General features: G+C 66.9%; 13 protein-coding genes. 8 read left to right on the top strand and 5 right to left on the bottom strand.

All coding sequences use genetic code 11. The features are described from left to right. Positions 1-5: 5 nt before the first annotated feature. Positions 6-2,357 carry a thiamine pyrophosphate-binding protein gene (locus tag RHA1_RS02650; RefSeq protein ID WP_011593802.1) on the bottom strand — a complete coding sequence of 784 codons (2,352 nt, stop codon included), beginning with the start codon at positions 2,355-2,357 and terminating at the stop codon, positions 6-8. Positions 2,358-2,630: 273 nt separating this feature from the next. On the opposite strand from RHA1_RS02650, the gene RHA1_RS02645 reads away from it, so the two are divergent. Beyond that, positions 2,631-3,107, top strand: a complete 477-nt coding sequence (locus RHA1_RS02645) for an Lrp/AsnC family transcriptional regulator (protein WP_011593801.1) — start codon at positions 2,631-2,633, stop codon at positions 3,105-3,107. 86 nt (positions 3,108-3,193) lie between these two features. Next, positions 3,194-3,898: a GntR family transcriptional regulator gene (locus RHA1_RS02640; RefSeq protein WP_041810976.1), complete on the top strand. Its 705-nt coding sequence runs from the start codon at positions 3,194-3,196 to the stop codon at positions 3,896-3,898. A 69-nt stretch (positions 3,899-3,967) separates the two neighbouring features. On the opposite strand, the gene RHA1_RS02635 is transcribed toward RHA1_RS02640, so the two are convergent. From RHA1_RS02635 to RHA1_RS02620, 4 genes are all read right to left on the bottom strand, one after another. Continuing rightward, the gene (locus RHA1_RS02635) at positions 3,968-5,968 is read right to left on the bottom strand and encodes an acetoacetate--CoA ligase (RefSeq protein ID WP_011593799.1); all 2,001 of its coding nucleotides are present in this window, start codon (positions 5,966-5,968) and stop codon (positions 3,968-3,970) included. Positions 5,969-6,054: 86 nt separating this feature from the next. Beyond that, on the bottom strand, positions 6,055-7,821 hold the full coding sequence (locus RHA1_RS02630) for an FAD-dependent oxidoreductase (RefSeq protein WP_011593798.1): 1,767 nt from the start codon (positions 7,819-7,821) through the stop codon (positions 6,055-6,057). After that, positions 7,814-8,704 (bottom strand): fumarylacetoacetate hydrolase family protein, encoded by an 891-nt coding sequence (locus RHA1_RS02625; RefSeq protein ID WP_011593797.1) that lies wholly within the window; start codon positions 8,702-8,704, stop codon positions 7,814-7,816. Before RHA1_RS02625 ends, RHA1_RS02630 begins: the two co-directional genes overlap by 8 nt. Before the next feature lie 68 nt (positions 8,705-8,772). After that, complete coding sequence (locus RHA1_RS02620; RefSeq protein ID WP_011593796.1) at positions 8,773-9,345, bottom strand: VOC family protein; 573 nt, start codon at positions 9,343-9,345, stop codon at positions 8,773-8,775. A 306-nt stretch (positions 9,346-9,651) separates the two neighbouring features. Between RHA1_RS02620 and RHA1_RS02615 the strand changes: the two genes are divergently transcribed. The 6 genes from RHA1_RS02615 (at position 9,652) to RHA1_RS02590 (ending at position 14,948) form a co-directional block, all read left to right on the top strand. Continuing rightward, entirely contained in the window at positions 9,652-10,929 is a 1,278-nt protein-coding gene (locus RHA1_RS02615; RefSeq protein ID WP_011593794.1) for a PucR family transcriptional regulator, read from the top strand. A gap of 224 nt (positions 10,930-11,153) precedes the next feature. Next, positions 11,154-11,651: a flavin reductase family protein gene (locus RHA1_RS02610; RefSeq protein WP_011593793.1), complete on the top strand. Its 498-nt coding sequence runs from the start codon at positions 11,154-11,156 to the stop codon at positions 11,649-11,651. A 91-nt stretch (positions 11,652-11,742) separates the two neighbouring features. Beyond that, a complete protein-coding gene (locus RHA1_RS02605; protein WP_011593792.1) occupies positions 11,743-12,384 on the top strand; it encodes a 3,4-dihydroxy-2-butanone-4-phosphate synthase in 642 nt (213 codons plus the stop codon). Between the two features lie 139 nt (positions 12,385-12,523). After that, complete coding sequence (locus tag RHA1_RS02600; protein ID WP_011593791.1) at positions 12,524-13,687, top strand: acyl-CoA dehydrogenase family protein; 1,164 nt, start codon at positions 12,524-12,526, stop codon at positions 13,685-13,687. 168 nt (positions 13,688-13,855) lie between these two features. Continuing rightward, entirely contained in the window at positions 13,856-14,467 is a 612-nt protein-coding gene (locus RHA1_RS02595; RefSeq protein ID WP_011593790.1) for a malonic semialdehyde reductase, read from the top strand. A gap of 100 nt (positions 14,468-14,567) precedes the next feature. Then, a complete protein-coding gene (locus RHA1_RS02590) occupies positions 14,568-14,948 on the top strand; it encodes a nuclear transport factor 2 family protein (protein ID WP_009473137.1) in 381 nt (126 codons plus the stop codon). The last annotated feature ends 110 nt before the right edge of the window (positions 14,949-15,058 follow it).

Here is a 15,058-nt window from a genome sequence, read left to right as displayed (position 1 = left end):
GGTGATCAGGGGATGATGTCGAGCGCGGCCCGCACAATGCTGTCGGTGTCGATGCCGTGGTAGCGGTACACCTCGTCGAGCGAGCCGACCTGCCCGAACTTGCTCACTCCGAGTGCGGTGCTGCGCACCTGGTTGATGCCGGCGAGGAACGCCAGCGTGTGCGGGTGCCCGTCGAGGACGGTGACGATCGGGGTGGCGCGGTCGGCGGGGAAGAGCTGATCGAGGATCCAGCTCTCCCCGGACCCGCGGCCCTGCCGCCCCTGCACGGCCTCGAACAGCAACCCGGGGCTGGTGATGCAGACGACGTCGGCGGGGATGCCCTGTTCGGCGAGACGATCGGCGGCCGCCAATGCCTCGGTGATCATCGCCCCGATCGCCACGAGCGTGACCTGCGCGTCGTCCCGGCGCACCAGCGGATACCCGCCGGCCACCACCTGACGGCGGCGGCATTCGCGGGCCGCCGGATCGGTGGGCACCGCCGCCAATGTTTGGTCGACGGGGCGGGTGGACAGCCGCAGGTAGGCGGAGGTGCCGTCCGGGCGACCGAGCCGGCCGATGCTGGCCAGCAAGGTCCACTCGGTGTCGATCGCGAACGCCGGTTCGTAGCTGATGCACCCGGGCTGCTCGAGACCGATGGACGGGGTCTTGATCGACTGGTGCGCACCGCCTTCGGCGGCCAGGGTGACACCAGAGGGGGTGCCGACCAGGATCGACTGCCCGCCCGCGTAGATGCCGTACGACCAGGGCTCGAGGGCGCGTTCGACGAACGGGTCGTACATCACGCCGATCGGAAACAGCGGCTGCCCCCACCGGCTCCAGGTGGCACCGAGCTCACCCATCAGTCCGACCAGGTTGGTTTCGGCGATGCCCAGTTCCATGTGCTGCCCGGTGGGCCGCTCATTCCAGTGCATGATGGTCTCGCGGTCGTCGTCGAACCAGTTGCGGCGCTCGGCCGCCGACCACACGCCGACCTTGTTGACCCAACCCGCCAGGTTGGTCGTCGAACTCACGTCCGGGCTGACCGTGACCACCCGCTTGGCCGCCTCGGGGGCTTCGCGGGTCAGGTCCAGCAGCACCCGGCCCAGGGCCGCCTGGGTGGTGGCGGTGCCCTTGGGGGTGCGGCCGATGTCGGTGGGGATCGTGAGCGCGGGCAGCGCCGGGACAGGGTTCCGGCGCAGCCGCTCCGCGTTGCTCGCGCACCGCCGCCCGGCCGCGGAGTCGGCGGCGAACCGGCCCCACGGCGACGCCGGGTCCATGCCCAGATCCGCCGCGAGCGAGGCGTATTCGTCGACCGACAGCAGCGACGAGTGGTTCTGCGGGTGTCCTTGGGTGGGCAGCCCGTAGCCCTTGATGGTGTAGGCGATGATCACGGTCGGCCGGGTGTCGTCGATCTGCCGATAGGCCGCGGTCAGGGCGGACAGGTCGTGGCCGCCGAGGTTGCGGATCGCCGCGGTCAGGGTGGCATCGTCGAGGCCGGCGATCAGCGCGCTGATCTCGGTGCTCCCGGGGCCGTTCCCGGGCAGGCGGGTGCGGACCTCATCGGCGCTGCACCGCAGCAGCCGCTGGTACTCCGGGTTGGGCATGTCCAGGATCCGGGTGCGCAGCGCCTGCCCACCGGGCCGGGTGAACAACTCTTCGAGGAGTCTGCCGAACTTGACGGTGATCACCTGCCAGCCGGCGGCGTCGAACATCTTCTCCAACCGGTTCGCGGCGATGTTGGGAATGACCCGGTCCAGGGACTGCCGGTTGAGGTCCACGATCCACACGACCTCACCGAGGTCGGCGATGCCCGGGTCGAGGATGGCCTCCCACACCGCGCCCTCGTCGAGTTCGGCGTCTCCGACCAGCGAGTACTGACGGCCGGTGCCCGCCCCGCCGGTAGTGGTTTCGACGTAGCGGCGGGCCATCGCACCCCAGATCGGGGCGGTAGCGCCGATGCCGACCGAACCGGTGGAGTAGTCGACGGTGTCGGGATCCTTGGACCGGCTGGGGTAGGACTGCAGGCCGCCGAATTCCCGCAGGGTGGTCAGGTACTTCTCGTCGAGCTCCCCGAGCAGGTAGTTGATGCCGTGCAACACGGGGGAGGCGTGCGGCTTGACCGACACCCGGTCACCGGGCTGGAGCTGTTCGAACCACAGCGAGGTCATGATCGAGACCATCGAGGCGCACGAGGCCTGATGCCCGCCGACCTTGAGGCCGGTGGGGTTGGGGCGGATGCGGTTGGCATGGTGGATCATCGAGGTGGAGAGCCACAACACCCGCTGCCGAATCGTTTCGAGTGTCTCCAGATCCACCGGACCACCGGCCTGGGCGGGCGGGGTCGCGGTTCCGGGGGCGACGGGCAGGGTGTCGTGCATCGGATTCTCTTTCCTCACAAGGGCGGATCGCTGCGGACGAGCGCAACTATCAGAACGGCTCCGACGGGGTGGCCAGGGAGCAATCCACTCGACCGGTGACGGGGTGTGTGCGGTCGGATGCGGTATCGGAATGCGGCGGTGCCGGATCTGGTCTGACCGCCGCCCACCTGTTATAACAGTGGATCAGGATTTTGCCGCCTGCGCAATAGTCGGTGTCGATATTGAGCAGAATGCACGCCGGCAGGGCACTCGAGGGAAGTTGGGATTGACACAATGCCAAGCACGCACCAAGCGGATCAGATCGACGCCCGGCTTCTGCTCGCGCTCGCGGAGTCGCCGCGGGCCACGACCATTGCCCTGGCGGACCGGATAGGACTCTCACGCAACACCGTTCAGGCCCGGATGGGCAAGCTCGACGACTCGCACGCGCTGCGCTCGTTCGAGCGCCGCATCGACCCGGCGATTCTCGGTTACCCGCTGCAGGCATACATCTTGACCAACGTCACCCAGCGCAAGCTTGCCCGTGTCGGGGCCGCCCTCGACGGCATTCCCGAGGTGCTCGAGGTCCTCGGCCTCAGCGGTGTCGCGGATCTGCTCCTCCACGTCGCCGTCCGGGACGCCGACGACCTGTATCGGGTGGCCGGGGACATCCTTGGGATCAAGGGGGTCAAACGCACCACGACCGCCCTGGTGATGCGCGAGATGGTCGACTACCGGATCGCGCCGCTGGTCGAGAAGCTCATCGACTGACACCGGCCGGTCCGCGCCCGGATCGGCACCGACCTGGTGCTATAACATGCCTCGTACGTGGTGACAGCGATGAGAACGAGACGGAGATGGTCGTGACAACGAGCACGAGAAACCCGCAACCGCCGGTGCGGTCCCTGACTCCGACCTCCGTTCCCGAGCAGGTCGCCAAGGAAATCCGGCGCTCGATCCTCGCCGGTGAACTCCGTCCGGGGCAGACGTTCTCGTTGCGGGAAATCTCCAGCCAGCTCGGGGTGAGTTTCATCCCGGTCCGGGAAGCACTCAAAGAGCTCGAAGCGCAGGGTCTCGTGGTGACCCGCCCCGGGAAAAGCGCCATGGTCGCCCCGCTCTCGCACGAGGACCTGCACGGGATCTATCGGCTGCGCCGCCAACTCGAACCGGAGATCGCCGGCCGCGCCTGTAAACTGCTCGACGACGCCGACCTGCGTCGACTCGAGAACTACGTGACCATGTTCGGCGACGAGAGCCTCGACCTCGACGACATCTACCAGGCGCACCACGCCTTCCACTACGAGCTGCTCCGGCCCGCCGCCACCGCGTGGGACCTGCGCGTGCTCGACGGCCTGTGGCACGCCGCCGAACGGTATGTCCGGCTGGCGTTCTCGGGTCGAGAGGCCGAACCGGATGAACACGAGCGGCGGGGACACGTGCATGCGGAGATCCTCACCGTCGTGCGCACCCGCAACATGAGAAAAGTCGCCGCGGCGACACGGCAGCACCTCGACGACAACGAACAGATCGCGCTTCGGGCGCTCGACCCGATCGCGCCCTGAACGCTGCCGCCTCGGCGCATGTTCACGTCGGCTCTGCGGTCGCCGGGGCCCCGCCCCGGCGACCTGCCCTCAGGTGAGGGTAGAGGTGTCAGCGCGGTGGTCTTGGAACCGCTGCGCGTAGTCGATGTACCAGTCGAGGGCGTCGGTGTCGGCGACCGTGGCGCGGTTGATCGCGGTCTCCGGAGAGACTCCCTGGATCAGCTTCTTGACCGGAATCTCGAGCCGCTTGCCGGTACGGGTGATGGGAATAGCCGGGACGTCGATGATCTCGTCCGGCACGTGCCGGGGCGAGGCCTCCCGGCGGATCGTGGTGCGAATCTTCTCCACGAGCGCGTCGTCGAGGTCGTATCCGTCGCGCAGTACCACGAACAGCGGCATGTGATAGCCACCGTGGGGTAGTTCGGCGCCGATCACCAGCGCCTCGGCGATCTCCGGCAGCGCTTCGACGGCCTGATAGATATCCGCCGACCCCATCCGGACCCCGCCACGGTTGATCGTCGAATCCGACCGCCCGTGGACCACGCAGCCTCCGTCGGCTTCCATGGTGATCCAGTCTCCGTGCCGCCACACCCCGGGGTAGACCTCGAAATAGGCGTCCCGGTACCGGTTTCCGTCCGGGTCGTTCCAGAAGTAGATCGGCATCGACGGCATCGGTGCGGTGATCACCATTTCACCGACTTCCCCGACGACCGCCTCACCGGTCTCGGTCCAGGCCTGCACATCGACCCCCAGGTAGGGGCCCTGCAGTTCTCCCACCCGAACGGGGGAGAGCGGATTGGCGCCGATGAAGCCGGTGGCCACATCGGTGCCGCCGCTGTCGGATCCCAGGTGCACATCCGGGCTGACCGTGTCGTAGATCCACCGCCAGGTGGTGTCCGGCAGCGGGGAACCGGTCGACATGATCGACCGCAACCCCGACAGGTCGAAAGCGGTACCGGGCTCGGTGCCGGCCTTCTCGCACAGCGTCAGATAGGCGGCGCCGGTGCCGAATCGGGTGGCCCCGTAGCGGGCGCAGATCTCGAATTGGTGGTCGGGCCGGCCGTAGGTGGGGCTGCCGTCATAGGTGATGATCGCCGCGCCGGTGACCATGGTGTCGACGAGCATGTTCCACACCACCCAGGCGGTGCTCGCGGCGATGAACACCCGATCGGTGGGGCCGAGGTCATAGTGCAGCGCGTTGGCCTTGAGCGCTTCGAGCACGATGCCGCCGTGCGAGTGCACAATGCCCTTCGGGAGGCCGGTAGTGCCGGAGCTGTAGAGGATCCACAGCGGATGGTCGAACGGCACCTGCTCGTACTGTGGTGCGGCGTCCCCGACGACCACATCGGCGTACGCGGCGATGCTCGGCCGATGCTCCCCGATGAAGGGTAGGCCGAGGTTGTCGACGACGACGGCGTGCCGCACGGTCGGGAGCTGGTCCAGCAGGGTGGCGAAGACGTCTCGGCGGTCGACGCGTTTGCCGTTGAACTGGTAGCCGTCCACCCCGATCAGCACGGTCGGCTCGATCTGCGCGAACCGGTCGACCAGCCCTTTCACACCGAAATCCGGTGCGCAACAGGACCACACCGCACCGACGCTGGCCGCGGCGAGCACCGCGGCGACGGTGGGCGCGATGTTCGGAAGCATCGCCGCGATCCGGTCTCCGGGCTGCACACCGATCTTCCGGAAGTGGGCGGCGAGGTTGGCGACTTGCGCGACCAGCTCGGCCCGCGAGAGTTCGCCTGTGGTGCCGGTTTCGTCGACCGAGATGATCGCGGGCCCGGTCCGGTCGGTGTGACGGAGCAGGTTTTCGGCCCAGTTCAGCCGGGTGCCGGGGAACCACCGGGCCCCGGGCATCCGGGGGTCGGAGAGCACCGTCTGCGGTGGAGCCGAGGCGATGACGTCGAAGTACTCCCAGATCGAGAGCCAGAACTTTTCGAGGTCGCTGATCGACCAGCACCACAGCGAGTCGAAGTCGGTAGTGCAGACGTTTTTCTCGGCTGCGAGCCAGCGTTGGTATCGGCTCATGTTCGAAGCCGAGACCCGCTCGGGCGGCGGGGTCCACAACACTTCACGTCCTGGGGCGGTCATTGTTGGTGCGTCCTTTCCGGCTCCCGCCGCCACGGGCAGACGTGGTGTCCTGGTCTGCCCGTGGCGGGAGCGTTCGTGCGGTGGGGTCAGCGTGAGAGCACGGTGCCGAGTGCGCGGGTGAGCTCGTCGGCGGGGTCGGCGACGGCGCCGGTGCTGCGCCAGGCGACGTGGTTGTCCGGTCGGACCAGGATTGCCCCGGTGTCGTCGATCTGGCGAAGTTCACTCCAGCGGCCGGTGGGGTCGGTGTAGTCGGTGCCGGCGCCGATCTGGGCGACCTTGATCTGGACCCCGAACTTGTCGTTGGCCAACCGGGCGGCATCGGACCAGGCGGCACCGTCTGCGGCAGTGATGAGCACGAAGTGAGCGTTGTTGCCGGTGAGGTCGTGGGTGGAGATCTGCCGGCCGTCGTGCTCGAGCCAGGCGTGCGGGAGTCGGTGCCCGGGGCGGGTGGTGGGGTGGTAGTTGTGCCCCATCGGGTCGCGCGGCGGTGCCTCGGTGCCGTCCGGGACGAGGGCCCCGTCGCGGTAGGCGAAGCCGATTTCGAGGTCGTGGGCCTGGAATTCGGTGCGCTGGGTACTGATCACCTCGGCCGCGCGGGCCCGGCGGGTTTCGCCCATCGGGGTGTCGGAGAAGTAGTCCCGGAATACCTGGACCTGGGCTTCGAGCGGCTGGCCGGGGATCAGGCCGAGGCCGGCGTCGACGACCATGTGGTTGAGGAAGGTGAACATGGCCCAGTCGACGTTGCGCATGCCGACGAGGCGGCGTTCGGGCTCGTAGGTGTCGAGCAGGGCGGGGGCGGCGTCACCCTTGACGACCGCGGCCAGTTTCCAGGCCAGGTTGTGGGCGTCCTGGATGGCGGTGTTCAGGCCCAGACCGGTGGTGGGTGGGTGCCGGTGGGCGGCGTCGCCGGCGAGGAAGATCCGGCCGACCTGGTACTTGTCGGCGAGCACCCCTTCGAGGATCCAGTGGCTGACCTTGTGGATCTTCAATTCGAGGTCGGGCAGCTTGAGGAGCTCGCGCAGCCGGGGAACGATTGCCTCTTCGTCGAACCGGGCCGGGTCGTCCGGGCGGAAGGTGAAGTGCAGGACGAATTCTTCTGAGTGCTTGCCCCACGTGGGGCCCATGGCGGCCATGGCGCCGCTGTTCCAGGAGCCGGCGCCCTCGGGGTTGAGCAGCCAGGTGATCAGGACGTCGTCCTCCCACCACTGCGACAGGTCGGCGGTGAAGTGGGTGCTGACCATGTCGAGGATCCCGGTCGGGCCCTCCATTTTCACACCGAGTTCGGGTCCGACGGTCTTGCCGCCGTCGGCGGCGACCATGTACTGGGCGTGGACGGTGTAGGTCTCCTGGGTGTCGCGGTTCAGGACGACGGCGTGGATTCCGTTCTCGTCCTGCTCGAACGAGACGAGTTCGCGGCCGAAGTGGATCGAGTCCGGTGCCCGCTTCTCGGCGTGCTCACGCAGGAGGGGTTCGAGGCGGATCTGCGGGTAGTTGGTGGACGGGCACGGGCTGTCGACCGCGTATGCGCTCTCGAGTCGTCCGCCGCCGAACGATTCGAGGGTGTACAGGGTGCGGCCGTCCAGTTCGCCGTCGCCGCCGAGGGAGGTGACCCACCGGGTCTTGCCCATGTTCTTCGGTGGGGTGCCCACCGCGTAGATCGAGTCCGCGACGCCGACCTGGCGCAGCACCTCCATGGTGCGCTGGTTGAGGTAGTGGGCCTTGGGCAGATGGGAGGTGCTGGTGTGCCGCTCGACGAGGTGGTGGTCGATGCCGTGTTCGGACAGCAGGATCGAGGTGGTCAATCCACACCCGCCTCCGCCGACGATGAGGACGGGAACGGTGATCTCAGACATGGCTGGTGCTCCTGGAAACAGTGGTGAGTGGGTGCGGGCGGGTTGCGGCGGTGAAGTGGTGCCGCATCTCGCCGATGGTGTCGGCGCGGCTGACGAGTTCGTCGTCGACACCGATGAGCCGTTTTGGATCTCGGGTGAAGCCGATACCCGATGGGGTGCCGGTGAAGATGAGGTCGCCGGGGCGCAGCGGCAGGATCGACGACAGGTAGGACACGAGGACCGGGATCGGGAAAATCAGGTGCCGGGTGCGCGAGTTCTGCATCAGCTCGCCCGACAGAATCGTGCTGACCTCGATGTCGTCGGGGTCGGCGAATTCGTCCGGGGTGACCAGGACCGGCCCGATCGGGGCGAAACCGGCGAACGATTTGCCGAGGGTGAATTGCTGGGGTGGGGGACCGGACAGCTGCAGGTCCCGCTCGGACAGGTCCTGGCCGAGGGTCAGCCCGGCCACATACTCCCAGCCCTCGGCGACGGGAACGTGTCGGGCTTCCTTGCCGATGACCGCCACGAGTTCGACTTCGAAATCCACTAACCCGCCGGGGTGTTCGATGGTGTCGTAGGGACCGGTGATCGAGGCGGGGAACTTGGTGAATACGAAAGGGGCGTCGGGCAGTGTCAGCCCGGATTCCTCGACGTGGTCGGCGTAGTTCACGCCGATCGCGAAGATCTGGCCGGGCCGGGGGACCGGGGCGCCCAGCTCGGACTCGACCACCGGCGCCCCGGCGGCAAAATTCACCGTGGCTGCCCATGCGGTGAACTCGTCCCATCGGTCGAAGATCTGCTGGGGTTCGGCGGAAAAGCGGCCCCCGCTGGCCGTCTCGACGTCGACGGCGATGCCGTCCGCCACGATCTGGAGCCGGCCGGCCTGGTTTGCCACACGCATGAGAAGTCCTTCGGGTGATCGATCGGAAAGATGCTGATTCGTCGGGCCGAGCGTGAGCTCGCGTGCGGTCAGCTGGTCAGTGCCGCCATCGGGTCGGGCAGGTCCGGGCTGGTCTGCAGGGCCCAGGAGTGGGTGGTGATCTCCGAGACCGGGGTGCCCTGGGCGAGTGCCTGCCGCATCGCCTCCGGGACGAACGACACTCCGACCGGGTTGTTGCCGTATTCGGGGCCGTTCATGTAGGCCGTCGCCTCGTCCGGCGTCGCGAAGTTGTCGATCTGCAGTTCGACGAAGTTGCCGTCCGGGTCCTGGTAGTACAGCGAGGTCGTTACCCCGTGCTGGATCGGCACCTTCGGTTCGATCCCCTTTTCCTTGAGCGAGTCGTAGCGATCGAGCAGATCGTCGAGTGTGTCGAAGGTGTAGGCGGTGTGGTGCATGCCCGCTGCACCCGGATTGCGCGGTTCGAGCTGCACCGGGGCGCCCAGCAGCGCGACCCGGTGGTGCTCCTCGTCGAAGGTGATGAAGCACAAGCCGTGCCCTTCGTAGACCACGTGCGCGTCCAGCACGGTGCAGTACCAGTCGCGCATCTCCTCGAATCGGCTGGTCTGCAGCACGACGTGCGCGAACTTGGGAGTGGCGGTCATCGTTGACTCCTTCGATACTCGCGGTCGGCGACCGCGAGGGGATATGTGGACACCGGACTACGGAAGGTCCGTTCGTCGGCTACGTGTGCCTACCTGGCGCGGGTGCTATACCTGATAACAGTCGGTGCGCCGACCTGTGCCGAAGACTTCTCTGTGGTCCCCGTCACGTAGTGGTCTCCCCATTTCACGAAATTCCACCGGGGATGGCTACGGGCTACGGAACAGGAACTGCGGGAGAAATTGGTTTACAGACCAAAACAGCTGGTGTGCTCGTTGTACCGTGGAGGCGGATCGGAAGGATGTTGAGTGCCGCATTGGACTGGTGAACTTTCGGGAAGACGGGCCCGGCAATCGGAGCTCGAGTGGCTCAGTCCGGACGCCGACCGGATTCGCGCCGTGCTCGGCGACGGTGCGGTCACCTGGGCTGTCGAAGTCGGTCAGGACATCGCCGCCAAGATCTCCCGAAAAGTGCCGGCGGTGGGCGAGGGTGCGCTACCCCTGGACGCGATCCGGCGGGCCACCACAGCGACCGTGTGTCGAGCCCTGACACTGGTCGCCGGCCTCGGCGAGTCGGAGACGTCGCTGGCCAGCGCCGAGGTGGAGGAGATCGCCAGAGACTTCGCCCGTCGAGGCATGGAGCTCGACGACCTGCTCCGGACCATCCGCGTCGGGTACGCCGTGCTGGCGGCCGCACTTCTCGACGCGGTCACCCGCCTGATTCCACCGAGCGAGAGCGGCAACGAGATGCGCCGCATCTCGCTGCTGCTCTTCGAGGTGCTCGACGATTTCACCGGGGTGGCCGCGTCGGCTTTCCTCGAGGAGCAGAGCGCGTGGGCCGCGGGAGTATCCGCAGCGCGACTCGATCTCGTCACCAAGATCATCGCCGCGGACCCCATCGAATCCGCCCACGCCGAACAGGTCCTCGGCTACCCCCTCGGCGGCCACCACGTGGCCCTCATCGCCTGGAGCGGCCCGCACTCGGGCCATGACCTGCGGGCCGTCGTCGACCCGGCGCTACGACAGTGGGGAACACCGACCGCATCATTGGTGATCCCCGTCGGCCTGCAGGCGATCTGGGCGTGGGGTGCCATCACCCCTGACCCAACGCGCGCGCTGACGTCCACCCTGCCCGCCTTCGGCGACACTTTCGTCGTGACCGGCCAACTCGGCTCCGGGATCGACGGATTCCGCAGAAGTCACCTCGAGGCCCGCGCGGTCGAGCGGCTGGTTCGCCTGCGGGTCGGTCATCCACCCACCACCACCGCTCACGAGCACATCGCCCTCGAAGTGCTCCTCCTTGCCGATCCGGAAGCCGCGGTGCAGTTCGCCTCCCGACTGCTCGGCCCGCTCGCGGGCAACGACCCCCGCATGGCCGATCTGCGTTCGACCCTGAGCCTCTACCTCGACATGGACCACGGTCTGGCCAAAGTCGCGACGGCAGAGCATATTTCCAAGAACACAGTGACCTATCGAGTGCAGAAGGCATTGAGTCTGTGCACGCCTTCAGGTGGATCGAGCACGGACCTGCGGGCAGCGCTGCGCATCTACGAGTGGCTTCGAGACGCCCCCATCGCACAGTGGTAGCTGTCGCACGTCGGTGAGCCGCCGGTCCCCGGTTGGTCTAGAAACCAAAAGACGGCGACAACCCTGGGTTGTGCAGTAGTGCGAACCACGCAACTCATGCGGTCTACTTGTGGTGTAGGACACACCAGATCCCGGTGGCGAGAGTCCACAAAGCCCAGAGACGGAAAACCGTCCCTTCGCCGGGAATCGCGGTAGGAACCGCAGTCGACAGAAGGAAGTCTACGATGCACACCACCTTGAGTCCTGTCCAGGAAACGTTCAAGGACGTGATGTCACACGTGGCCACTCCGGTCGCCGTCGTGACCTCCATGGACGGCGGCCTGCCCTTCGGTACCACCGTCAGCGCCTTCACCTCCCTGTCGATGACACCCCCGATGGTCCTGGTCTCACTGGATCGAGGATCGGAGACGCTCGAACTGATCACGGCGTCGAAGAAGTTCGGATTGAACGTGCTGGCCAGCGATCAACAAGGCACCGCGCTCAAGTTCGCGAAGATGGGCGGAATCGGCAAGTTCCAGGGCGTGCGGTGGGAGATCGACCACGACCTTCCCCGAATCGCGGGCGCCGCCGGCTGGATCGCCTGCCACGTTGACCAGTTCGTCGAGGGCGGCGACCACGTGGTCGTGCTCGGCACCGTCGTCGCAGCAGAGAACAACTACAGCGATCCGCTCACCTACCACCGCCGCGTCTTCGGCACGCACTCGGCGCTCGAATCCGCATAACCCGACCGCACGATCACGGCGTCGCCGCGACCAACTTCACCAAGCCGTATCGCCCACCGCAGCAAGATCATTCGCACCAGGAAGGCACGCCATGACGACCTCGTTCGCGCCCCGCGCCCCACGCCAACGGTCATGGTCGACGATCGCCGCCGGTAGCCGCGCCCTCGCCGCCGGTGAGCTGATCATCCTCAGCCATCTCCGCCGCGTCGTGCTCGTCGGGTCCGCCTCCGCCGTGACCACCGAGCAGATGGCCTTTCTGATTCGCCACACCACCGGATTTCTGCAGGTGGCGCTGCACGAACGGATCTGTGACCTTCTCGTTCTGCCGGAAGCGACCCCGACGGTTCGGACCAGTTCCACACTCGGCCATGGCCAATGTGTCACCGTCGACGCTGCTGCCGGTATTACCACCGGGATCTCCGGCGCCGACCGGGCGCGTACGGCCCGCATCCTCGCCGACCCGGCCACGGGCCCCGGCGACCTCACCCGGCCCGGGCACCTGGTCCCGGTGCGCCTGACACCCACAGAGTTTCGTACGCGTCAGACCACCGCGTCCCTCGCCCTCGCGCTCACCGACGCTACAGCCACCCAATGCTCAGGCGCGGTATTCGCCGACCTCGACGGCATCGCCGACCCGATCAGTGTCGGCGATCGACACGATGCCGAGATCCTCGCCGACCGGTACGGACTGACACTCGTCGCCGGCCCGGACCTGAAGGGCAACGTCCGCTGACACCCCGGCCGTGCCGCACCTGACCCCCAGACCCGACCCCCACCATCCGCACACCACCGGCGCGGTCCCCGCATGCCCTGAGCTGTGTCTCTCGCGCCCCATCCCACGAAACAGCCACTCACCCACACCGGAGGAAACAATGGACATCACCCGCACCGAACTCATGGACCGGGTCCACGCCCTGGTACCGGCCTTCGCCGAACGCGCCCAGAAGACCGAGGAAAACCGTGCTCCCTTCGACGAGACGATCACCGACCTCATCGACTCGGGAATCCTGGCCACGCTGACCCCCAAGGAGTACGGCGGACTCGAACTCGGACTCGACGTCGCCGCCGAGATCGTCCGCACCATCAGCGCGGCCTGCCCGTCGACCGGCTGGGTCACCTCCTTCTACATCGGAGCGGCCTGGCGAGTGAACATCTTCACCGAACAGGCCCAACGAGAAGTGTTCGCCGACAAGCCCTACACCCTCACCGCCGGTACCGCGGCCCCGCTGGGACAGGTGCAGAAGGTTGACGGCGGCTACCGCATCACCGGGCAGACGGCCTGGAACTCCGGATCGGTGCACGCGGAATGGTTCACCTTCGCAGGCGTCGTATTCGAGGAGGGCAGCGCCCCCACCTCGTTGTGGTTCCTCGTGCCCCGTGAGGACGTCAAGATCCTCGACACCTGGTTCATCGCCGGCATGGCCGGGACCGGCAGCAATGACATCAGCGTCGACGACGTGTTCGTCCCGGACTACCGCACCGGACCGTTCGACCTCGCCCTCGCCGGTACTGCGCCCGGGCAGCTGATCCACCCCAACCCCATGTACCATCTGCCCTTCCTGCCGTTCGCGATGGCCGAGGTCACCCCGGTCGTCGTCGGTGCTCTGCGCGGGGCGGCGGACGCGTTCGTCCAGCGCACCCGGGACCGGCAGGGAACCATCAGCCAGGAGAAGGCCTCCGGCAAACAGGCCGCCCAGATGCGGCTCGGCCGGGCGCTGGCCGCCGCGGACGCTGCCGAAACACTCCTCGACGCCTTCTTCGAACGCCTCACCGCACAGCGACCCGAGCAGTCCGACCCCCGCGATCGTGCCGAGATGAAGCTCAAGGCAGCATATCTGGCAGATCTGGCCCGCAACGCACTCAACGACATGGTGCGCGGAATCGGCGGCGACGGATACCGGAATTCGGCACCGATCCAGCGGTTCTTCCGTGACCTGTCCGTGCTGTCGGTGCACGCCTTCCTCGACATCGACACGGCTTCGGAAACCATCGGCCGGTTCACCCTCGACCTGCCCGTGTCCGATCCGCTCCTCTGACGAGCTGTCGCTACCACCTCACCCGAGCCTCGGTCGCGGCTCCACCACGGCCGACTCGGGAGGGGCAGCCGAGACTCGGACCCCATGACCCCAATGATGCGCCCACCGGCCGGACACCCGGTGAATCGGCATCGACCGGCGCAGGATCTGGAGAACAGGAACAGACACATGGTCGGCAGTAACTCGACGATCGAACGCCTCGATGACGCAGCCAGAGACCTGCTGTTCGCGGAAGCACGAACAGTCAACAACTTCGCACCGACCCCGGTCAGCGATGCCGAACTCGCGCAGATCTGGGAAATGGCCCGCTGGGCGCCGACGGCCGCGAACTCCCAACCGCTGCGCGTGCAATACGTGCGCACCGACGACGCCCGCCGCAGACTGATCGAGCACCTGGACGAGGGCAACCGTGAGAAGACGACATCAGCTCCCGTCACCGTGATTCTCGCGGTAGACAGCGGATTTCACGAGCACCTTCCCCATCTGCTGCCGATCCGGCCGCAGATCCGCGAGGTCTTCGCCGCCAACGACGCGCTGCGCGAGCGCACCGGCAATTTCAACGCCGCCCTGCAGGCGGGGTACTTCATCCTCGCCATCCGGGCCGCCGGTCTGGCGGCCGGGCCGATGACCGGATTCGACCCCAAAGGAATGGACACCGAGTTCTTCTCCGGAACAACCTGGAGATCGATCCTGGTCGTCAACATCGGACACCCCGGTGAGAATCCGTGGTTCGAGCGTCTCCCCAGACTCGATCCCGCAGAGACCGTGCACTGGGCATGAGGGCTGTAGACGGCTTCCCCGGGGCGTGCCCACCTCCAATTCAGAACGACCCCAACACTGCCGGGGTCTCCGTCACATCACCAGAGAAAGAGAGTCCGCGATGACCACAGCCACGACCGAGGTCGAGACCACCCGCAAACTTCTCCAAGCCGCCGACACCGACATCGCAGAATTCTTCGACTACTTCTCCGACGACTGCGTCTTCCGCATGGGCAACAACGCCCCCGTCATCGGCAAGAGCGCCATCCAATCCTGGGTAGCGCAATACCTGACCTCGGTGGCGTCGATGCGCCACGAGATCATCGAACAATGGTCGGAGGGCACCGTAGCCGCGCTCCGGGTGGAGGTCACCTACACGTTGCAGAACGGTGAATCCTTCACACTCCCGGCCGTGACGCGCACCCGCGTCGAGAACAACAAGGTCACCGAATACCTGATCTTCATGGACCCCAGCCCCGTTATCTCTGGCACCACGCAATAGGGCTTCTATGAGCCGGCCCCCGCCTCCGGGGGCCGGCTCCTGACTGCGGACATCGGGAGGACTCTCGAGGCCCCACGACCTCCAGTTCACGTGACGAAGCACAAGCATCT

Origin of the sequence: Rhodococcus jostii RHA1, assembly GCF_000014565.1 — a bacterium.
In the GTDB taxonomy this organism is placed as follows: domain Bacteria; phylum Actinomycetota; class Actinomycetes; order Mycobacteriales; family Mycobacteriaceae; genus Rhodococcus_F; species Rhodococcus_F jostii_A.
Note: the sequence above shows the minus strand (reverse complement) of the source record. Positions and strands in the feature narration are given on the sequence as shown.